Below are 20,775 nucleotides of genomic sequence, written 5' to 3' on the forward strand. Positions count from 1 at the left end.
TGTTCGCCATCCCCGCCACCCTCGCCCGGAGCGGCCGGCGCGTCATCCTGCACGTCTCGGATCGCCAACCATGGGTCGACACCGTGGTCGCCGCAGTCGGCGTGCTGCGGGGCCTGCCCGCCCCCGCGGGATAGCCCCCGGTATGCACCTTGACCGCCCACCATCTGAAAGAACCCCACGGCCCGGACAGCCCGACCCCCGCAGCGACATGCGGCGAACCGTCGCACCCGCCTGCCAGAATCAATGCTCAGTTCGACGACACAGCCGCCGAACCCCCACCCAGCAGCCACCCATGAAAAATCGAGGTTGGGGTAAGAAAGGGAATCCGGAGTGCAAAGGCGAGGATTCTTGTACTGTCTCGTCTGGATGAGAGCTTTGGCACGCGACTCGCAGGTGGCCCTGCTCTTATACCAGGTGCCTTCGACGAGATAGCGCCACTCATCGGCGTGTGCACGAGGAGCCGCCAGCTGAGTGGATACGCCCGACCCCACAAGAATCGCCAAGAATGATTTCTGTACTCTTCTATGGGTCTTCAAAATCCCCATGCCGAACGATAGGACTCGGTGCGGGACACCGTCAAGAGGCTCCTGAGATGTGGTGACGTCTGACGGTCATGGAGCTGATTGATCGTCGTGGTCCGCGTGATGTTGGAATCGTGACGCCAACACGTCATAGAGGGCAAAGCCCCTGGCGTCCCGCTGACGTCACCCCAGCGCGACGGGCGGATGTTGCGCCACGGAAACCAGAACCCCGAGATGCATCTGGTGCGCATTATCACCAAGGGCGGCTTCGACACCTTCATGGGCGCTCCACGAGTGCGTCCGGGGCGCTGTTCTCGATGACGCTGATTGACGCTCCGGAGGCTGCGTGAGCGGTGTCTCAGGAATTCTCCCTCGAGCACTCGGCGCACAGCCCGAAGAGCTCCAGTTCGTGGCCGGTCTCGCTGAACCCGTGACGAGCAGCGACCGCGGACGCCCAGGACTCGATCATCTGGTCCTGGCCGATCTCGACCACCTTGCCGCACTGGCGGCACACCAGGTGGTGGTGGTGTGAGGAGGAGCAACGTCGGTACGCCATCTCGCCGTCCTCGGCGCGGATGGTGTCCAGCTCGCCCTCCTCGCTCATCGCCTGGAGATTGCGGTAGACCGTCGCGAGTCCGACCTTGACGCCGCGCTCGCGCAGCTCCTCATGGACCTGCTGGGCCGTGAGGAAGGCACGCTCGCCGTCGAACAGATCGTTGATGGCGACACGCTGCCGGGTGGTGCGCTTGACGGGGCTTGCCGCCGGGTTCGACACGGATCATCACCTCTGTCATGGACACGTGAACACCGTCAATCTAGCGCGGCGGGGCCCCGATGGCAGAGGACTCCGGTCCGAGGCGGCCAGTCGATCGCCCCGGACCGGTAGTGTGGGCCATTGCGTGGACGCCATCCTGGTGCCCACTCCAATGAGGACTTGGAAGAAAGGGACGGCCTTGGCCTCCACTAGCACTCTCGACAACGTCACCAATCTGTGCAAGCGCCGCGGCTTCGTGTTCCCCTGCGGCGAGATCTACGGCGGCTCCCGGGCCGCCTGGGACTACGGTCCGTACGGGGTCGAGCTCAAGGAGAACATCAAGCGTCAGTGGTGGCGGTCCATGGTGACCAGCCGCGACGACATCGTGGGCCTGGACTCCTCGGTCATCCTCCCCAAGGAGGTGTGGATCGCCTCGGGTCACGTCGGGGTGTTCAACGACCCGCTGACCGAGTGCCTGTCCTGCCACAAGCGGATGCGCGCCGATCACCTCCAGGAGATGTACGCCAACAAGCACGGCGTCGACGACCCCGACTCCGTGAAGCTCTCCGAGGTGAACTGCCCCAACTGCGGCACCAAGGGGCAGTGGACCGAGCCGCGGGACTTCAACATGATGCTGAAGACTTACCTCGGTCCGGTCCAGGACGAGGCCGGGCTGCACTACCTGCGTCCCGAGACCGCCCAGGGCATCTTCATCAACTTCCAGAACGTGGTGAACAGCGCTCGCAAGAAGCCGCCGTTCGGGATCGCCCAGACTGGCAAGTCCTTCCGCAACGAGATCACTCCCGGAAACTTCATCTTCCGCACCCGCGAGTTCGAGCAGATGGAGATGGAGTTCTTCGTCGTGCCCGGCACCGATGAGGACTGGCACGAGTACTGGATCGGCCACCGGACCGACTGGTACGTCGACCTGGGTATCGATCGGGCCAACCTGCGTCACTTCGAGCACCCCAAGGAGAAGCTCTCCCACTACTCCAAGCGGACCGTCGACATCGAGTACAAGTTCGGTTTCATCGGTTCCGACTGGGGCGAGCTGGAGGGTATCGCCAACCGCACCGACTTCGACCTGTCGACCCACTCGAAGCACTCCGGCAAGGACCTGTCCTACTTCGACCAGAAGGAGAACAAGCGGTACCTGCCCTACGTAATCGAGCCCGCGGCCGGCCTCACCAGGTCGCTGATGGCCTTCATGGTCGACGCCTACACCGAGGACGAGGCCCCCAACACCAAGGGCGGCGTCGACAAGCGCACCGTGCTCAAGCTCGACAGGCGGCTGTCCCCGGTCAAGGCGGCCGTGCTGCCGCTGAGCCGCAACTCCGACCTCTCGCCCAAGGCCCGCGACCTCGCCGCGACCCTGCGCAAGCACTGGAACGTCGACTTCGACGACGCCCAGGCGATCGGCAAGCGGTACCGCCGTCAGGACGAGATCGGCACTCCGTTCTGCCTCACCGTCGACTTCGACACTCTCGAGGACGACGCCGTGACGATCCGTGATCGCGACACCATGAGCCAGGAACGGGTCGCCATCGATCAGGTGGAGTCCTATCTCGGAGCTCGCCTCATCGGCTGCTGACAGCAGCCGCACCACTGCGGGCACCCGCCGGGGCCCCGGGACGCCGACCAGGCGTTCCGGGGCCCCTCGCCGTCCGGGGTGGCACTGGGGAGTCGTCGTCCGGGGATGGTGTCCCGGTGCTTCCGGGGTCTGTCTCAGACCAGGTCCAGACCCAGGTCCAGCACCGCCGGAGAGTGGGTGAGTGCGCCGACTGCGACATAGTCGACGCCGGTGGCCGCCACCGCCGTGGCGTCCTTCAGCTGGAGTCCGCCCGATGCCTCGGTGAGCACTCCGGCGGGTCGGGCCACAGCGACCGCCCGTCTCATCTGGTCGACCGACATGTTGTCCAGCAGGATCAGTCCGGCCCCGGCCGAGACCGCCTCGCAGACCTGTGCGAGGGTGTCGCACTCGACCTCGCAGTCCAGTCCCGGGGCGCTGGTGCGCACCGCCGCCAGCGCCGCCCGCACCGATCCGGCGGCCGCGATGTGGTTGTCCTTGATGAGCGCCGCGTCTCCCAGTCCCATCCGGTGGTTGACCCCGCCGCCGCAGCGCACCGCGTACTTCTGCAGGACGCGCAGCCCCGGGACGGTCTTGCGGGTGTCGCGCACCCGGGTCCCGGATCCGGCCAGGGCATCGGCCCAGGCCGCCGTCGCGGTCGCCACTCCCGACAGCTGCCCGACCAGATTGAGCATCGTGCGCTCAGCGGTCAGCAGGGTGCGCAGCGGCGCCTCGACCTCCAGGACGATGTCGCCCGGATGGACCCGCGACCCGTCGGACATCAGGATGGTGCTCCGCGCGCGATCGTGGTTGCGGGCAGCCATCAGGTGGAGCACCAGTGAGGCCACCGGCACCGCCGCCAGGCAGCCCTCGGCCCTGGACACCATTCGTGCGCGGCCGCGCTGATCGGCGTCGAAGATGGCGTCGGAGGTGACGTCCGGGCCCCAGGACAGGTCCTCGTCCAGAGCTCGGTCGGTGATCTCGATGAGGAGGTCGGTCTCCAGTCCGAGTGCTCCGATGGTGTCGAGAAGGTCGGCCGGCAGGGCAGGTGCGGCGGGATCAGGAGAGTCAGCGGTGCCCGGCAGCTCAGCGGAGCATGCGGACACGACCAAGTCTGTGAACGCGGTGGGCTCATTGGAACCTGCGGACTCAGCGGAACCTGCGGAGGCAGGGGGAGTACGGAGGGTCATGCCGCCTCCTGGTCGCGGCCGCCGTGACGGTCGGTGCCGGGTTCGGTACGGGTGAGGACGAGGCCGCCGCAGGAGTCCATCCGGGTGTCGATGTGGAGACGCCAGGCGTCCGACCGCTCGGGGATGTCCAGGCGACGATGACAGCCCCGCGACTCCGTGCGCATCGCGGCCGCACCGGCCACCAGCCGTCCCACCAGGGCGAGGTTGGTCGCTGTCAGGACGAGGTCGTCGAGACGGTCGGCACCGGCGGTGGCGTCCAGCCGGCCCAGAGCCCGTCTCAGACCGTCGGCATCCCGCATCACCGACACGTCGCGCTCCATCACCGCTCGTATCGGGTCGATCTCGCGGTGATCGACCAGTCGGGCGGCCGCCCGCTCGACGGCCGGCCCCGCTGCGGGCGCCGAGGACAGCCATCCGGCCAGGTCCGCGGCCGTTCTCTCGCCCATCACCAGGGCCTCGGTGAGGGAGTTGGAGGCCAGCCTGTTCGCCCCCTGAACCCCGGTGCAGGCGACCTCGCCGACGGCTCTGAGTCCGGGCACGCCGGTCAGCCCGGTCATCGTCGCCGCTACTCCGCCGCAGTGGTAGTGGGCCCCGGGGCGCACCGGGATCGGTTCGACCACCGGGTCGATCCCACGCTCGCGGCACATCTGGAGGATCGAGGGGAAGGACCGCTCCCAGCGTTGGGACCCGAAGGAGGTCGCGTCGAGGAACAGATGGTCCTCCCCGGTGGCGATCATCCGCATCTGCTCGGCCGCGGAGACGACGTCGCGGGGTGCCAGATCGGCGAGCGGGTGGACCCCGGTCATCACCCGGCGTCCGCTCCCGTCGACCAGGAATGCCCCCTCTCCACGAACCGCCTCGGAGATCAGCACACCGCGGTCGCCGGGGATCCGACGGGCGGGGGGAACCACCAGGATGGTCGGGTGGAACTGCATGAACTCGGCGTCGCGACACACTGCCCCGGCCCTCAGGGCGGCGGCCAGGCCGTCCCCGGTGGCGACCGGGGGATTGGTGGTGGTCGGCCACAGCTGGCCGATCCCACCGGTGGCCAGCACCACCGCCCGAGCTCCGATCCGTGCGGTTCCGCCGTCGGCCTCCAGCACCGAGACTCCGCAGGCGCGGCCCTGAGAGTCGGTGAGGACGTCGATCAGCCGGGTGCCCGACAGCATCTGCAGGCGCTCTCCCGCACCCGAGGCGGCGAGGGCGCTGTCCAGAGCGCTGCTCAGGGTCCGCTCCACCTCGTGACCGGACTGGTCCCCGCCGGCGTGCAGGATCCGGCGGGCGTGGTGGCCGCCCTCCAGATGCAGGTCGATACGCCCCAGGGAGTCGGTGTCGAAGCGGGCGCCCAGATCGATGAGTCGACGCACGGCGCCGGGGGCGCCGTCGACCAGTTCGGCGACGGCCTGCCGCCCGCACAGCCCTGCTCCGGCTGCCAGGGTGTCACACCGGTGCGCCCCGGTGCTGTCGCCGGCCGCCCAGACCGCGGCCAGGCCACCCTGGGCCCAGTCCGTCGAGGAGTCGGTCAGTCCTGCCCGGGTGACGACGGCGACCTCGAGTCCCGAGGCCAGCAGGCCCAGGACGGTCGACAGTCCGGCGGCCCCGGTGCCGACCACCACGACGTCGCAGCGCCGGCCCACACCGGCGCCGGCAGGGGAGGCAGACGAGGCACGGGCTGAAGACGAGGCGGGGGAGCCCGGGAACAACTGAGTGCCGGAGAGGGAGGTCATCGCCGGCCCCCGGTGCTGCCGATGGCAATCATCCGTTCGACGGCCAGTCGCGCCCGGGCGGCGATCACCGGGTCGACCAGGACCTCGTCGCGGCCCTCCTGGAGGCAGCGCAGCAGCTTGTCCCGGGTGGTCATCCGCATGAAGGGGCAGATCGCCCCGGCGTTGACCGGCTGGAAGCTGGCCCGCGGGTTGGCCTGTCGCAGCTGGTGCAGCATCCCGACCTCGGTGGCCACCAGGACAGTGCTGGCACCAGTGGTTCTCGCCGCGGTGAGCATCTGGCCGGTGGACAGAATGCGGGTGCGCTCGGCGGGCAGCTCTCCACACCCCGCCAGCCACAGGGCGCTGGTGGTGCACCCGCACTCGGGGTGCACGAAGAGATCGGCCCCGGGGTTGGCGTGCACCCTCTCGATGAGGCTGTCCGGAGAGATGTCGGCGTGCACGTGGCACTCGCCCATCCAGGTGTGGACGTTGTCGCGGTGCAGGGTGCGGCGCACATGGGCGCCGAGGAACTGGTCGGGGCAGAACAGCACATCGGTGGCGGAGGGGACCGACCGGACCACCTCCACCGCATTCGAGGAGGTGCAGCAGATGTCGCTCTCGGCCTTCACCGCGGCGGTGGTGTTGACATAGCTCACCACCACCGCGCCCGGGTACTGGGCCCTCCAGTCGCGCACCTGCTCGGCGGTGATGCAGTCGGCCAGCGAGCACCCGGCCCGCGCGTCCGGAATGAGGACGCGCTTGTCGGGGGACAGGATCTTGGCCGTCTCGGCCATGAAGTGGACGCCGGCCAGGACGATGGTCGAGGAGTCGGTCCGAGCGGCGATCCGTGACAGCGCCAGCGAGTCCCCGACGTGGTCGGCGACGTCCTGGATGTCGGGGTGCTGGTAGTTGTGGGCCAGGATCACGGCGTTCTGGGCGCGGGCGGCGGTGCGGACCTGATCGGCCCACTCGTCGAACCCGGCGGTGCGGTCTGTCGTGTCGTCGGTGAGGAGGTCGGCGCGACCCGGGAGGGGCGAGCGGGTCGGCGCTGATCCGGTCGCGGACGGTGTGGTGGTCATCGGCACTCCGATTCTGGAGAGTTGAGGGAGAGATGCGGGAGACATGTTGAAGACTGGTAGTCGAAAAGTTATCGACGATCAGTCGAAAACAGGGGAACTGTAACATGCCCCACGTGATGAGGGCACCATTCCGGGACCAGCGGGGAGTGGCCAAGTATCGCCACGAGGTGCTGGGGGTGGTGCTGCGGGCCGGCCCGGTGGGATCGCCGGGTCGTCCGGCGGAGCTGCAGGTCCTGGTGAGACGCCGGGACCGCGAGCCCTTCGCCGGGAAGTTCGCGCTGCCGAGCGGGCCGGTCGAGGTCACCGAGACGATGGAGGAGGCCCTGGCCCGCCATCTTCGGGAACAGCTGGGCCTGGAGACGCTGAGGCACTGCGAGCAGTTGGCCACCCTGTCCGATCCCGGGCGCGATCCCTTCGAGCGGACCATCGCCACCGCGTACCTCGGGCTGGTGCCCTGGGAGGACGCCCGGCCCCGCGAGTCGGGAGCGCGCTGGACAGCCGTCGCCGAGCTGCCCGATCTGGCCTTCGATCACCATCTGGTGGTCGGCCAGGCGGTCGACCGGCTGCGCGGGAAGGTGTCCTACACCAATATCGCCCTCGCCCTGGCTCCGCCGGAGTTCACGATGGCCACACTGCGCGGTATCTACGAGGCGGTCCTCGGACGCGAGATCGACGTCACCAATCTGTCGCGGGTGCTGCGCCGCCGGGGTCAGATCGCACGGGTCGGGACCCTCGGGGAGGCCGGCGCCAGGGGCGGTCGGCCGCCCAGCACCTGGCGGTTCACCGAGGACAGCTATCGGGTCACCGACCCATTCGCCGTCCTCGGCCCCGGCAGGAACCCGACAGTGTGAGGATGGGGGCAGTCGATCACGCGTCGCGAAGGGGCCGCCATGTCAGCACACACCGGGCCGGCGAACACCGGGCCAGCACACATCGGGACGGGCACCACCGGGAAGGAGCATTCGGGACCGTCCCGCAGACAGGCAGCCGAGGTCCCGCGTCCCGACCAGGAGTCGGTCGCCCTCAATCCGGTCTTCGCCCGACCCGGGGAGACCACCGAGCTCCCGCGATTCCGGCTGCCGCGCCAGGAGAGTCTGCCCGAGACGGCCTACCAGATCGTCCACGACGAGGCGATGCTCGACGGCAACGCACGGCTCAACCTGGCCACCTTCGTCGGCACCTGGATGGACGACGACGCCAACCGCCTCTACCTCGAGGCCGCCGACAAGAACATGATCGACAAGGACGAGTACCCGCGCACCGCCGAGATCGAGACCAGGTGCGCCAGGATGCTGGCCGACCTGTGGCACGCCCCCGATCCTCAGCGCTGCCCGGGCACCTCGACCATCGGCTCCTCGGAGGCCTGCATGCTCGCCGGGCTGGCCCTCAAACGTCGCTGGACCCACGCCCGCAGAGCGGCCGGCAGGAGCTCGGACCGACCCAATCTGGTGATGTCCAGCGCGGTCCAGGTGTGCTGGGAGAAGTTCTGCAACTATTGGGACGTCGAGATGCGCCAGGTGCCCGTCTCGGCCGACCTCAAGGTGCTGGACGGCCACCGGCTGGACGAGTACATCGATGACCACACCATCGGCGTGGTGGCCATCATGGGGGTCACCTACACCGGCATGTACGAGCCGGTGGCCGAGATCTCCGCGGCTCTGGACGCCATCCAGGAGAGCACCGGGCTGGACGTCAGGATCCACGTCGACGGCGCCTCCGGAGCGATGATCGCCCCCCTTCCTCCAGCCGGATCTGGAGTGGGACTTCCGGGTGGACCGGGTGGTGTCGATCAACACCTCCGGCCACAAGTACGGGCTGGTCTACCCGGGCCTGGGATGGGTGGTCTGGCGCGACAGCCAGTACCTGCCCGATGACCTCGTCTTCACGGTGAGCTACCTCGGCGGCAACATGCCCACCTTCGCGCTGAACTTCTCGCGGCCCGGGGCCCAGGTCCTGCTGCAGTACTACATGTTCCTGAGGCTCGGGTTCGAGGGTTTCCGGCGCGTCCAGCAGACCTCCAGTGACGTCGCCACGGGGCTGGCCGCCCAGATCGGCGTGATGCCGGCCTTCCAGCTGTGGAACGACGGATCCGACATCCCGGTCTTCGCCTGGAGCCTGCGCCCGGGCCACACCGAGAACTGGGATCTCCACCACCTGGGGGACCGGCTGCGGATGAAGGGATGGCTGGTGCCCGCCTACCCGATGCCCGCCGACCTCACCGATCTCACTGTCCAGCGGATCGTGGTGCGCAACGGGTTCAGCCAGGATCTGGCCGACGCCTTCCTGGCCGATCTGCGGGACGAGGTCGACTATCTCGACTCGCTGGACTCCCCGATGCCCAGGGTCGGCCACGCCCCCGCCTTCCACCACTGAGGGGGACCCCGCGCCAACCATCCGATGAGGCCCCCGGCGCCCGGCCAGCAAAGCCCTCCGATAGGGTTGGCGGACCCGGCCTGGAACGGAGCGAGGTCATGAGCGTCACTGACCGGACAGCCAGCAGAACCGACGAGCCCGCAGCGCAGGGGGACGCCGTCGTCACCGTGCGGCACGCCAGGCTCAGACCCTCCAATGTCACCCTCAAGGTCGTCATGGCGGTGACCGGCACGATCTTCGCGCTGTTCGTCCTGGTCCACATGATCGGCAATCTCAAGGCGCTGATGGGGCCCGAGGAGTTCAACTCCTACGCCCGCTTCCTGCGCGTGCTGGCCCACCCCCTGATCCCCTACGAGGGGGTGCTGTGGATCCTGCGGATCGTCCTGCTCGGCTGCCTGGTCTCCCACGTCTGGGCGGGAGTGCTGATCTGGTGGCGGGGTCGGCGCAGCCGGGGAGGGCACCGGCGCCGCGGGATGGCCGGCCTCACCTGGGGGGCGCGGACCATGCTGCTCTCCGGGATCCTGCTGCTGGGCTTCGTCGTGGTCCACCTGCTGGACCTCACCCTGGGCGCCGGGCTGGAGTCCTCGAGCTTCCGGGCGCCGGTGAGGACCGGACCCGCCGACGTCGACGTCCACGCCTACCAGAACCTGGTGGCCAGCCTCTCCCGGCCGCCGATGGCGATCTACTACAGCCTCATGATGCTGGTGATCGGGGTCCATCTGGCCCAGGGGATCTGGAACGTCATCAACGATCTGGGCGGCACCGGCCCCCGGCTTCGCCGGATCTGGCTGCTGGTCGGTCTGCTCGTCGCACTGGCCGTCGTCATCGGCAACGGAACCCTGCCGATCCTCATTCTCACCGGGGTGATCTCATGACCGGCCCAGCACCTGCCGACCAGCCCGTCGCCGGATACCGGATCGGGACCGAACTGGACGGCCACGCCCCGCCCGGCGATCCGCTGACCGCCTGGCAGCGGCGTCAGGACCAGTACCGGCTGGTCAACCCCGCCAACCGCCGCAAGATGACGGTGATCGTCGTCGGGACCGGACTGGCCGGTGCCGGGGCCGCCGCCAGCCTGGGACAGCTCGGCTACCGGGTCGAGTGCTTCAGCTTCCACGACTCGCCGCGTCGCGCCCACTCGGTGGCCGCCCAGGGAGGGATCAACGCCGCCCGCGCCAGGAAGGTCGACGGCGACTCCCTGATCCGCTTCGTCACCGACACCGTCAAGGGCGGGGACTACCGCGGACGGGAGGCCGACGCGGTGCGACTGGGCACCGAGTCGGTGCGCGTCATCGACCACATGTACGCGATCGGCGCCCCCTTCGCCCGCGAGTACGGCGGCCAGCTGGCCACCCGCTCCTTCGGCGGGGTGCAGGTGTCACGGACCTACTACACCCGCGGCCAGACCGGACAGCAGCTCGAGGTGGCCTGCGCCCAGGCCCTCCAGGAGCAGGTGGACGCCGGCACCGTGCACATGCACACCCGCACCGAGATGCTCGATCTGGTGGTGGCCGACGGACGCGCCCAGGGAATCGTCACCCGCGACCTGCTCACCGGGCAGATCAGCACCTGGACCGGCCACGCCGTCATCCTGTGCAGCGGCGGGTACGGGTCGGTCTACCACTGGTCCACCCTGGCGATGAACTCCAACGCCACCGCCACCTGGCGGGCGCACCGTCGCGGCGCCTACTTCGCCAGTCCCTGCTTCGTCCAGTTCCATCCCACCGCCCTGCCGGTGAGCTCGACATGGCAGTCCAAGACCACACTGATGAGCGAGTCGCTGCGCAACGACGGTCGGATCTGGGTGCCCGCGCGCCCCGGTGACGACCGGCCGCCCAACGACATTCCCGAGGCGGAGCGCGACTACTACCTGGAACGGCGCTACCCGGCCTTCGGCAACCTCACCCCCCGCGACGTCGCCTCCCGCAACGCCCGGAGCCAGATCGACTCCGGCCACGGCGTCGGACCGCTGCACAACTCGGTCTACCTGGACTTCCGCGACGCCATCGCCCGGCTGGGTCGGGAGACCATCGCCGAGCGCTACGGGAACCTGTTCTCGATGTACCTGGACGCCACCGGGGAGGATCCCTACCGGGTGCCGATGAGGATCGCGCCGGGAGCCCACTTCACGATGGGCGGGCTGTGGGTCGACTACGACCAGATGACCACCATCCCCGGCCTGTTCGTGGGCGGGGAGGCCTCCAACAACTACCACGGCGCCAACCGACTGGGAGCCAACTCGCTGCTGTCGGCATCGGTGGACGGCTGGTTCACCCTGCCCCTGTCGGTGCCGAACTACCTGGCCGGTCTGGTCGGAGAGCCGGTGCTCCCGGTCGACTCCGCCGAGGCTCTCGCCACCGCCGACCAGGTGAGACGCCGGGTCGAGCGGCTGCTGGCGGTCGGCGGCCACCACCGGCCCGAGTGGTTCCACCGCCGACTCGGCGACATCCTCTACGCCCACTGCGGGGTCAGCCGCGACGAGCAGGGGCTGATGGAGGGTCTGGAGAAGGTCCGCGCGCTGCGCACCGAGTTCTGGCAGGACGTCCTGGTCGTCGGTGAGGGCGACCGGCTCAACCAGGAGCTGGAGAGGGCCGGGCGGGTCGCCGACTTCATCGAGCTCGGCGAGACGATGATCCTGGACGCCCTGGACCGCCGGGAGTCGGCCGGCGCACACTTCCGCACCGAGTACGCCACCGAGGACGGCGAGGCCCGCCGCGACGACGACCACTGGCGCAGCGTCTCGGCCTGGGAGACGACCCCCGAGGGTGACCATGTCCGCCACAGCGAGCCCCTGGACTTCTCGCTGATCAAGCTGCAGGTGAGGGACTACCGATGAGAGTGACACTGGAGGTCTGGCGTCAGGACGGCCCCCGCGCGTCCGGACGTTTCGAGCACCACACCGTGGAGGACGCCACCGCCGAGATGAGCCTGCTGGAGCTCCTCGACCGACTCAATGACCAGATCATCGAGCAGGGCGGGAAACCGGTGGTCTTCGAGTCCGACTGTCGTGAGGGGGTCTGCGGGTCCTGCGGGTTCCTCGTCAACGGGACACCGCACGGCCCGGTGCCCCACACCCCGGCCTGCCGCCAGCACCTGCGGGCCTTCCCCGGCGTCAGCCATTTCCGGCTGGAGCCGTTCCGGGCCGCCGCCTTCCCGGTGATCCGGGACCTGGCGGTGGACCGCTCCGGACTGGACTCCCTGGTGCGCGCCGGCGGGACGGTCGCGGTGATGACCGGGACCGCCGCCGACGCCGACGCCGCCCCCCAGTCCCACCACGAGGCCGAGGAGGCCCTCGACTTCGCCGCCTGCATCGGCTGCGGGGCGTGCGTGGCGGCCTGCCCCAACGGCGCGGCAATGCTCTTCGCCGGGGCGGAGCTGGCCCATCTGGCCAGGATGCCCCAGGGCCGTCAGGAGCGCGGACGACGGGCGCGCCGGATGGTCGACGCCCTCGACGAGCAGTTCGGCCCCTGTTCGCTGTACGGGGAGTGCGCCAGGGTGTGCCCGGCCGGGATTCCGCTGGCCGCGGTGGCCACGGTCAACCGGGAGCGGCTGCGCGCCGGCCTGCGGGGGCGCAACAGGGACGACTGAGCCGGCCCGCGGTGCCGGGTAGCATGACCCGGTGCCTGTTGTCCCTCCTCTTGTCCTCACCGCGCCCTCGGGCGGTCGGGTGGTCGTCGACACCCCCGTGGTGCTCGCCCCGATGGCCGGGGTGACCAACGCCGCCTTCCGTCAGCTGTGCGCCGAGCAGGGTGCGGGACTCTACGTGTGCGAGATGATCACCTCCCGCGGGCTGGTCTACGGGGACCACAAGACCGCCGAGATGCTGCGGTTCGCCGATGTCGAGAAGGTCCGTTCGGTCCAGCTGTACGGGGTCGACCCGGCGATGATCGGGGAGGCCACCGAGATCCTGTGCGAGCAGTTCGGGGTCAACCACGTCGATCTCAACTTCGGCTGCCCGGTCCCCAAGGTGACCCGCAAGGGCGGCGGGGGAGTGCTTCCCTGGAAGTGCGACCGGTTCTCCGCGGTGGTCGGGGCTGCCGTCGAGGCCGGTGACCGGCACGGGGTGCCGGTCACCGTCAAGACCCGAATCGGGATCGACGAGGACCACATCACCTATCTGGACTCGGCCCGGCTGGCCGCAGACGCCGGGGCGGCAGCGGTCTGTCTGCACGCCCGCACGGTCGCCGAGGCCTACGCCGGCCACTCCCACTGGGATGCGATCGCCCGGCTGGTCGAGGCGGTCGACGTCCCGGTGCTCGGCAACGGCGACATCTGGGAGGCCTCCGACGCCCTGGAGATGGTTCGCCGCACCGGCTGCGCCGGGGTGGAGGTCGGGCGCGGCTGCCTGGGACGGCCCTGGCTGTTCCGTGATCTGGCCGACGCCTTCGCCGGCGAGCGGACCCGGACCCTGCCGACCCTGGGCGAGGTCGCCGCGATGATCCGTCGTCACGCCGAGCTGCTGGTCCGCTACGAGGGTCCGCACGGACTGGTCGACATGCGCAAGCACATGGCCTGGTACCTCAAGGGCTACCCGGTCGGCGGGACGACCCGGCACGCCCTGGGCACCATCTCCACCTTCGAGGAGCTGGACTCCCTGCTGGCCACCCTCGACGCCGACGCGCCCTTCCCGGTGAAGGAGCTCGGACGTCCGCGCGGACGCCAGGGCAGTCCCCGGCGCAAGGTGGTCATGCCGATGGGGTGGCTGGACGGGCGCACCCTCGACGATGCCGATCTGTCGGAGGCCGAACTGGGGGTCTCCGGGGGGTGAGCCTCAGCCCTCGATGGAGGGCGCCATGGCGATCATGAAGAGCAGGGCCGAGACCACCGGGGCCAGCACCGAGATGATGATGGCGACGATGCCCAGGCGCTTGCTGTTGCGGTGCTTGCACGCCAGGATCCCCACCACCAGGGCGGCGATGCCCAGCGCGGTGGGAACCAGTTGGAGGACCAGCGTGAAGGCCCCCTTGAGGAACTCGTCCGCCGCACTGGGAACCAAGGAGCCATCGTCCGGAGCAGAGTCGAGGTCCGGGCTGCGCAGGCGCCTGGAGGCGGCCATCGCGGTCCCGGCGATCCAGCTGAGCATCAGGGAGATCCCCAGGGCGCACAGGACCAGGCACAGCGAGATCACCCCCTTGGCGGAGCGCTACTCGAATCGGGACACCGGCGTCTGCTGGGGGCCGGGGGAGTACGGCTGGTCGACAGGGTAGGGCTGCTCGGGCAGGTAGGGCTGCTCGGGGGGATACGACTGGTACCCCTCCGAGGAGGAGTCACAGGAGTTCTGGGAGTACTGCGGATCGTGTGGTGGGGACCATCCGGGGTCCCGGGGATCCTGTGACATGGGCCCTCCCGTCACCGTCAGTGGAACGATGGGCAAAGACTACTGGTCGCTGAAACCTGTCGGTGGTCTTTGGCATGCTGGGTCCATGGCTGAACCCTCCTACCGATCCCGCGCCTGGGCGCAGACCATGTCGGGCCACGCCGTCGACGGCGGCGTCGTGAGGAGCCACGCGGCCACCCGCAGCCGACTTCAGCCGGGACCGGTGGTCGACCGCCGGGCCCGCGAGGAGCGCGAGGCGGCCACCCTCAGGCCCGGTGCTGCCCTGGCCCACGGCGCCGGAACCAGGGCGGTCGCCGAACGGCCCGACCCGCAACGCACCTGCTTCGAGCGCGACCGCGACCGGATCGTCCACTCCACCGCCTTCCGCAGGCTGGCCGGCAAGACCCAGGTGGTCGTCCAGCCCACCGACCACCAGCGCACCCGGCTGACCCATGCCCTGGAGGTCGCCCAGGTCGCCCGGTCGATCGCCGCCGGGATCGGGGCCAACGTCACCCTGGCCGACGCGATGGCGCTGGGCCACGACTGCGGCCACGGACCGGGCGGTCACGCCTCCGAGGAGGCCTTCGACACCTTCCTGCCTGAGGGCTTCGACCACGCCACCTGGGGGGCCGATGTGGCCCTCACCTCGCTCAACCTGTGCGCCGAGACCCTGGACGGGATCCGCAACCACTCCTGGTCGCGACCGGCGCCGATGACCGTGGAGGGGGAGGTGGTCTCCTTCGCCGACCGGATCGCCTACTGCGCCCACGATCTGGAGGACGCCCAGCGCGCCGGCATCGTCACCACCGGGCAGATTCCCCGATCGGTGCGCGAGGTCGTCGGCGACGACCGGCGGACCCAGCTGGCAACCTTCATCCGCTCGGTCATCGGTGCCACCTGCGCCACTGGGGAGGTGGTGATGGGGGCCGACGCCGCCCGGGCGCTGGCCGGGCTGCGGGAGTTCAACTACGAACGGATCTACACCCGCCCGGAGTCCCAGGCCCAGAGCGAGGCGGTCATCTCGGTCCTGCGCGGACTGGTCTCCTACTACCTGGAGCACCTCGAACTGGTGCCCCAGGAGTTCCTCTCCAGCGGCGCCGACCGGGTGCACCAGGTGGTCGCCTATGTGGCGGGGATGACCGATCAGTTCGCCTTCAGCTGCGCCGAGGAGCTGCTCGGCTGGGACCGTGCGAGGCTGCCCCGCTGGCTGGGTCGAGGGTTCTGAGCCCGGTCCCGGCAACGGCACTAGGATGTGGACCCATGGCCGGACGGATCAACGATGAGGACATCGCGCTGGTCCGCGAGCGGGCGAGGATCGACGAGATCGTGGGCGAGTACGTCCAGCTGCGCAATGCCGGCGGCGGCTCGCTGAAGGGACTGTGCCCCTTCCACGACGAGCGCACCCCCAGCTTCCAGGTGACCCCCTCGCGCGGCCTGTTCTACTGCTTCGGCTGCGGTGAAGGCGGCGACGTCATCAGCTTCGTCGAGAAGATCGACAACCTCACCTTCGTGGAGGCCGTCCAGCGGCTGGCCGACAAGGTCGGGGTCCAGCTGCGCATCGTCGACGACGGGCGTCCGGGCATCGAGCCGGGCCTGCGGCTGCAGATCCTGGAGGCCAACGACGCTGCCGCAGAGTTCTACCACCAGCAGGTCAGCTCCTCCGAGGGGATCATCGCCCGCCAGTTCCTGGACGGTCGTGGCTTCGAACGGGAGGCCGCCGAGACCTTCCACATCGGGTACGCCCCGCGCGGCGGCCACGTGCTGCGCGACCATCTGCTGGCGAAGGGGTTCAGCCCCAAGGCGCTGGTGAGTTCGGGGCTGGTTCGTGAGAAGGGCTGGGACTTCTTCCAGGGCCGGGTGCTGTGGCCCATCAAGGACTCCGGCAAGTCGGTGCTGGGATTCGGCGCCCGCCGGGTCTACGACGACGACCGGCTGCCGGCCAAGTACATCAACACCCCCGAGACGGTGGTCTACAAGAAGTCCCACGTCCTCTACGGCCTGGATCTGTCGCGCACCAACATCGGCAGGAAGAGGCAGGCGGTGGTGATGGAGGGGTACACCGATGTGATGGCTGCCCACCTGTCCGGGGTGGACACCGCGGTGGCCTCCTGCGGGACCGCCTTCGGCTCCGACCACGCCCGGCTGCTGCAACGCCTGATGGGCAACAACGGCGCCCTGTCGGGGGAGGTGGTGTTCACCTTCGACGGGGACGCCGCCGGCCGCAAGGCCGCCCTGAAGGTCTACCAGGGGGACTCGGAGTTCGTCTCCCAGACCTATGTCGCGGTGGAGCCGAACGGCCTGGACCCCTGCGACCTGCGCATCCAGCACGGCCCCGACGCGGTCCGCGAGCTGGTCGCCCGGCGCATTCCGCTGTACCGCTACGTGATGGACAACGTCGTCCACGACTTCGACCTCGACCGTGCCGACGGGAGGGTCGCCGCGGTGCGCGCCGCCGCCCCCCTGGTCACCAGCATCCGGGACTCCTCACTGGTCGACGGCTACCTGCGCGAGCTCTCCCAGATCGTCGGGATGGACGTCGACGAGGTGCGCCGGGAGGTGGCCCGCACCCGTCGCAACCCGGCCCCGCCGGCAGACTTGCGGCCGACTCTCAGGGTGCTCCCCGAGGTGGCCGATCCCGCCCCGCAGGCCCCGGCCGCCCCCTCGATGCCGTGGCCCGATCCGGCCGACCGGCGGCTGGCCGCCGAACGAGGGCTGCTCAAACTCCTCCTCCAGCGCCCCGACCTGTTCGACGCCGACTGGGACCTGGTCGAGCCGGCCGACTTCCGCCACCCCGCCTACCGGGCCGTCTTCGAGGCCGCCACCTCGGTGCCGGTGGTCCCCGAGGGCTGGTCCCAGGCGGTGAGCGAGGCCACCTCAGACCCGATCGTGCGGCAGTTGGAGGTCGCCCTGCTGGTGGAGCCCGTGCTGTCGGCCGAACCCGATGCCCGGTACGCCGCGGCCTACGCCGCCCGGGTGCGGCTGCTGTCGGTCACCGATGACATCGCCGATCTGAAGTCACGGTTGCAGCGCACCAACCCCACCACCGACCGGGGAGCCTACAACGCGATGTTCGCCGATCTGGTGGAACTGGAGGCGCTGCGCAAGGAGCTCATCTCGGCCGGCTCGGGCAGCATCGAGGTCCAGTAGCCACACCGGCACCGCCCGGTAGCATGGCCCATCGTGTTCTCGACCTACGCCGACGTGCTGCGCACCAACGGGGCCTGGCGGTTCTCGCTGCCGGGAGCGCTGATGAGACTGCCGATGTCGCTGGTCGGAATCGCCATCATCCTGTCGGTGCGCGCCGCCTACGGCAACTACACCCTGGCCGGGGCCGTCGGGGCGGCGAGCCTTCTCACCAGCTGCCTGTGCGCACCGCTGCTGGCCCGACTGGTCGACAGCCACGGCCAGCGCCGCGTGATGGCGCCCTCCATTCTCATCTCGTCGGCGTCGATGGCGCTGCTGGCGGCGGCCATCGTGACGCGGTCCCCGGTCTGGGTGCTCTTCGCCCTCTCTGTGGTGGGCGGTGCGACCTGGGGGTCGCCGGGATCCCTGGTCCGTTCGCGGTGGTCGAAGGTGGTCGCGTCCCCGGGGCAGCTGCACACCGCCTATGCCCTGGAGTCGGCGGTCGACGAGTTCATCTTCATCGTGGGCCCGGTGCTGTCGACGGTGCTGGGTGCCGCCATCCACCCGGTGAGCGGACTGGTGCTGGCCACCGTCTGCTTCGTGGCCGGTGGGCTGGCCTTCTTCGCCCAGACCTCCTCGGAGCCCGCCCCCACTCCCCGGGTGCCGGGGGAGAGGCGGCCGAGCGTGCTGAGGAATCCCGTGATCCTGGTCCTGATGGCGACCTACATCGGCGCCGGCGCGCTGTTCGGGGCCAATGACGTGTCGGTGGTGGCGTTCACCCGTGAGCACGGGGCGGCCGCGATGGCCGGGATCCTGCTGGCCTTCTTCTCCACCGGGTCCTTCCTGTCCGGGCTGTTCTACGGCTCGCGGGTCTGGCGTCAACCGCTGTGGAAGCTCTTCGCGGCCGGCATCCTGCTGCTGGCGGTGGGTGCCTCGACCTTCCTGCTGGCGCACAGTCTGCTGGTTCTGGGGCTGGTCATGCTGGTGACCGGGGTGACCTGTGCTCCGACGATGACCAATGTCAACACCATCGTGGCCCGGGTGGTGACCCCGGCTCAGCTCACCGAGGGACTCACCTGGACCATCACGGCGATGAATGTCGGGTCCTCGGCCGGCTCGACCCTGGCCGGCCGGATCATCGACGGATCGGGTGCCCACGGCGGGTTCCTGGTGGTGGTCGGCTCGGCATGGCTGATGGTGCTCTGCATGATCATCGGGCTGCCGAGTCTGCGCAGGGCCACGGGCCGACGCGAGGCCTGAGAGCTCCGGTTGGACGAGCGAGTCGTTCCACCGGTGATGAGAGAACGGGGATGAGCGAGGAAAACCGGGTCGGCCTACCCGCAACGATGCTGGGTGATGGCCGATCTTGGCCGCCGGGCGGGCCTGTAAGGCCCGGCCCGTGCGTGCGATGGCTCCCCCGACTGGACTCGAACCAGTAACCCTCTGATTAACAGTCAGATGCTCTGCCAATTGAGCTACAGGGGATCAACGGCGCCTTGACGCGAGATCAGACTCTAGCAGCCTCCCCGGTGCGGTGCAAAAGCGGCGGCTCCGGGGGGATCTCGGACCCCTCAGCGCCACTCCTTCTGCAGTGCTGCGGTGCGATCCAGGACCCGCCTCTCGATGTCGGGGCTGGTGAGATCGGCGTCACCGTCGGCGATCACCGTCCACAGGATCTGGCCGGTGTCCAGCCGGCCGAGCCGGCGACGTCCGGCGATGACGACGGTGCCTCCCTCGGCGGGGACCGGCTCGCGCACCACGATGGACGCCGTCACCCGGTCGTTGAAGACCTCCGGAAGGTCGCCGGGCTCCTCCAGCCTCACCTCGTCGGACTGCTGGTCGAGGAAGGACCACCACAGGGTCGATCCCTCCTCCCGCCAGCCGCCGCGCACCACCTCGTGCCAGGCCACCGCCTCGGCGCCGCCCTGGGGGTCGACCAGGGCCAGACCCTCGTCGACGGCGACCACCGTGACCGGTGTGTCCCCGTGATGACCCTCCCCCCACGCCAGCAGGTGGGGTTCGTCAACCCCGATCACCGCCGCCACCGCGGCCATCACCGGGGGATCGGGGCGCCGGTGCGCCGAGGCGGAGTCGATGAGACGCTTCCAGAACTGGGCCATGGGGACATTCTCCCGCGTCACGACTCCTCCCTGTGACGGGCCGCCAGATCGCGCATCAGCTCCAGTGCGCGCAGCTCCATCCGACGCACCGCCCGGTCGCTGATCCCCAGCTCGGCCGCCAGCCTGTGGCGTGGCACTGCCCGGCCCCCGAGGCCGAAGTGGGCATCGATGATGCGTCGCTGCAGCTGCGGCAGCTGCCGACGGGCCTCGGTCAGCCAGTGCTCGTCCGGTTCGGCGGCGTCGCCGCGGGGCATCAGCTGCTCCAGCAGCCATGCCTCACCGATCGGGACATCGCCACGGCGTCCCCGACGATCTCGGACCCAGGCGACATCGACTCCCAGGTCGGTGGCGATGTCGGCGTCCCCGGGCGGCCGGCCCAGCTCCATCGTGAGGGTCATCTCCCGGCGGTCGACCGCGCACTCGGTCCGCCTGCGCCAGACCGGTCGCGACGAGTCTCCTCCCATCAGCTCCTCGGCGACCCGACGCCGGATCGCGGGCCACGCGTAGGTGGAGAACTTCAGCCCCCGGCGCGGATCGAAGCGCATCAGGGCCTCCGCCAGCCCGACGCAGGCGGCCTGGATGAGATCCTCCGAGGCCACCGCCCGGGAGCGGCCGGTCTCCCCGGCGATTCTCATGGCCAGGGGGAGATTGGACTGCCACAGCCGTTCGTGGGCCCGCCGGCCCTCCTCGATGAGTCTGTCCAGCTCCCCGGTGGTCGCATCGGTGGCCACGACCAGGTCGCCGTGCCTCACGGCTTGAGCCACCAGGCCGGCCTCCATCATGAGGAACAGGCGGTGCTGCTGGCCCGCCGTGAGACGACCCGATCCGGCACGACTGATGAATTCTGCGAAGTTCATGCACCGAGGCTCACCCCCGGCGCGAGTCTGCGTCGAGGGCCGGCAGTCGATCTGTGGACAGAAAAAAAGTTGTCCACACCCGTCACAGGGGGGTCGTCGAGCCAAGGCGGTACAGTGGTCTGCGCCCCGAACCAGGAGGAACGTTGAAGCACTGAGGATGGCACCCGC

The 20,775-nt window shown here is 69.7% G+C and carries 18 protein-coding genes, 1 tRNA gene and 2 pseudogenes; 12 read left to right on the forward strand and 9 right to left on the reverse strand.

Going from position 1 to position 20,775, the window contains the following annotated elements:
- Positions 1-879: 879 nt before the first annotated feature.
- Positions 880-1,296, reverse strand: coding sequence for a Fur family transcriptional regulator (locus H590_RS0111670; protein ID WP_028703676.1), 417 nt, complete (start codon positions 1,294-1,296; stop codon positions 880-882).
- 178 nt (positions 1,297-1,474) lie between these two features.
- On the opposite strand from H590_RS0111670, the gene H590_RS0111675 reads away from it, so the two are divergent.
- Positions 1,475-2,866 carry a glycine--tRNA ligase gene (locus H590_RS0111675; protein ID WP_028703677.1) on the forward strand — a complete coding sequence of 464 codons (1,392 nt, stop codon included), beginning with the start codon at positions 1,475-1,477 and terminating at the stop codon, positions 2,864-2,866.
- A 134-nt stretch (positions 2,867-3,000) separates the two neighbouring features.
- Here H590_RS0111675 and nadC read toward each other — a convergent pair whose 3' ends face one another.
- From nadC to nadA, 3 genes are all read right to left on the reverse strand, one after another.
- On the reverse strand, positions 3,001-3,885 hold the full coding sequence (gene nadC / locus H590_RS0111680) for a carboxylating nicotinate-nucleotide diphosphorylase (RefSeq protein WP_028703678.1): 885 nt from the start codon (positions 3,883-3,885) through the stop codon (positions 3,001-3,003).
- A 143-nt stretch (positions 3,886-4,028) separates the two neighbouring features.
- Positions 4,029-5,759, reverse strand: coding sequence for an L-aspartate oxidase (nadB, locus tag H590_RS16480; protein ID WP_084149483.1), 1,731 nt, complete (start codon positions 5,757-5,759; stop codon positions 4,029-4,031).
- Positions 5,756-6,817, reverse strand: coding sequence for a quinolinate synthase NadA (nadA, locus tag H590_RS16485; protein ID WP_051238575.1), 1,062 nt, complete (start codon positions 6,815-6,817; stop codon positions 5,756-5,758). Before nadA ends, nadB begins: the two co-directional genes overlap by 4 nt.
- Before the next feature lie 116 nt (positions 6,818-6,933).
- On the opposite strand from nadA, the gene H590_RS0111695 reads away from it, so the two are divergent.
- The 7 genes from H590_RS0111695 to dusB all read left to right on the forward strand — a co-directional run bounded on the left by H590_RS0111695 (position 6,934) and on the right by dusB (position 13,958).
- Positions 6,934-7,668: an NUDIX hydrolase gene (locus H590_RS0111695; protein WP_201271262.1), complete on the forward strand. Its 735-nt coding sequence runs from the start codon at positions 6,934-6,936 to the stop codon at positions 7,666-7,668.
- A gap of 39 nt (positions 7,669-7,707) precedes the next feature.
- A complete protein-coding gene (locus H590_RS19315; protein WP_269471508.1) occupies positions 7,708-8,691 on the forward strand; it encodes a pyridoxal-dependent decarboxylase in 984 nt (327 codons plus the stop codon).
- Positions 8,600-9,190 (forward strand): pyridoxal-dependent decarboxylase, encoded by a 591-nt coding sequence (locus tag H590_RS19320; protein ID WP_269471507.1) that lies wholly within the window; start codon positions 8,600-8,602, stop codon positions 9,188-9,190. The genes H590_RS19315 and H590_RS19320 overlap by 92 nt, the downstream gene beginning before the upstream one ends.
- Positions 9,191-9,405: 215 nt before the next feature.
- Positions 9,406-10,065 carry a succinate dehydrogenase cytochrome b subunit gene (locus tag H590_RS0111705; RefSeq protein WP_028703680.1) on the forward strand — a complete coding sequence of 220 codons (660 nt, stop codon included), beginning with the start codon at positions 9,406-9,408 and terminating at the stop codon, positions 10,063-10,065.
- Entirely contained in the window at positions 10,062-12,026 is a 1,965-nt protein-coding gene (locus H590_RS0111710) for a fumarate reductase/succinate dehydrogenase flavoprotein subunit (RefSeq protein WP_028703681.1), read from the forward strand. Before H590_RS0111705 ends, H590_RS0111710 begins: the two co-directional genes overlap by 4 nt.
- Entirely contained in the window at positions 12,023-12,778 is a 756-nt protein-coding gene (locus tag H590_RS0111715; protein WP_028703682.1) for a succinate dehydrogenase/fumarate reductase iron-sulfur subunit, read from the forward strand. The genes H590_RS0111710 and H590_RS0111715 overlap by 4 nt, the downstream gene beginning before the upstream one ends.
- Positions 12,779-12,875: 97 nt before the next feature.
- Positions 12,876-13,958: a tRNA dihydrouridine synthase DusB gene (gene dusB, locus H590_RS0111720; protein ID WP_126412856.1), complete on the forward strand. Its 1,083-nt coding sequence runs from the start codon at positions 12,876-12,878 to the stop codon at positions 13,956-13,958.
- Between the two features lie 3 nt (positions 13,959-13,961).
- Here the strand turns inward: dusB and H590_RS0111725 are convergent, their stop codons facing one another.
- Both H590_RS0111725 and H590_RS0111730 read right to left on the reverse strand, forming a co-directional pair.
- Positions 13,962-14,318, reverse strand: coding sequence for a hypothetical protein (locus H590_RS0111725; RefSeq protein WP_028703684.1), 357 nt, complete (start codon positions 14,316-14,318; stop codon positions 13,962-13,964).
- A gap of 15 nt (positions 14,319-14,333) precedes the next feature.
- Positions 14,334-14,528, reverse strand: coding sequence for a hypothetical protein (locus tag H590_RS0111730; RefSeq protein ID WP_028703685.1), 195 nt, complete (start codon positions 14,526-14,528; stop codon positions 14,334-14,336).
- 85 nt (positions 14,529-14,613) lie between these two features.
- Between H590_RS0111730 and H590_RS0111735 the strand changes: the two genes are divergently transcribed.
- The 4 genes and pseudogenes from H590_RS0111735 (at position 14,614) to H590_RS0111745 (ending at position 18,890) form a co-directional block, all read left to right on the forward strand.
- On the forward strand, positions 14,614-15,732 hold the full coding sequence (locus H590_RS0111735; protein WP_028703686.1) for an HD domain-containing protein: 1,119 nt from the start codon (positions 14,614-14,616) through the stop codon (positions 15,730-15,732).
- Positions 15,733-15,767: 35 nt separating this feature from the next.
- Positions 15,768-17,085: pseudogene (dnaG, locus tag H590_RS0111740) on the forward strand (DNA primase); the annotation flags it as partial.
- An 86-nt stretch (positions 17,086-17,171) separates the two neighbouring features.
- A pseudogene (locus tag H590_RS19450) lies at positions 17,172-17,654 on the forward strand (DNA primase); the annotation flags it as partial.
- 33 nt (positions 17,655-17,687) lie between these two features.
- On the forward strand, positions 17,688-18,890 hold the full coding sequence (locus H590_RS0111745) for an MFS transporter (RefSeq protein ID WP_028703688.1): 1,203 nt from the start codon (positions 17,688-17,690) through the stop codon (positions 18,888-18,890).
- A gap of 149 nt (positions 18,891-19,039) precedes the next feature.
- Here H590_RS0111745 and H590_RS0111750 read toward each other — a convergent pair.
- From H590_RS0111750 to H590_RS16495, 3 genes are all read right to left on the reverse strand, one after another.
- Positions 19,040-19,115, reverse strand: a tRNA-Asn gene (locus tag H590_RS0111750).
- Positions 19,116-19,201: 86 nt separating this feature from the next.
- Positions 19,202-19,750: a hypothetical protein gene (locus H590_RS0111755; RefSeq protein ID WP_051238576.1), complete on the reverse strand. Its 549-nt coding sequence runs from the start codon at positions 19,748-19,750 to the stop codon at positions 19,202-19,204.
- A gap of 17 nt (positions 19,751-19,767) precedes the next feature.
- Positions 19,768-20,607: a sigma-70 family RNA polymerase sigma factor gene (locus tag H590_RS16495; RefSeq protein ID WP_036982255.1), complete on the reverse strand. Its 840-nt coding sequence runs from the start codon at positions 20,605-20,607 to the stop codon at positions 19,768-19,770.
- Positions 20,608-20,775: the final 168 nt, after the last annotated feature.

This window comes from Acidipropionibacterium jensenii DSM 20535 (assembly GCF_000425285.1).
GTDB lineage: Bacteria > Actinomycetota > Actinomycetes > Propionibacteriales > Propionibacteriaceae > Acidipropionibacterium > Acidipropionibacterium jensenii.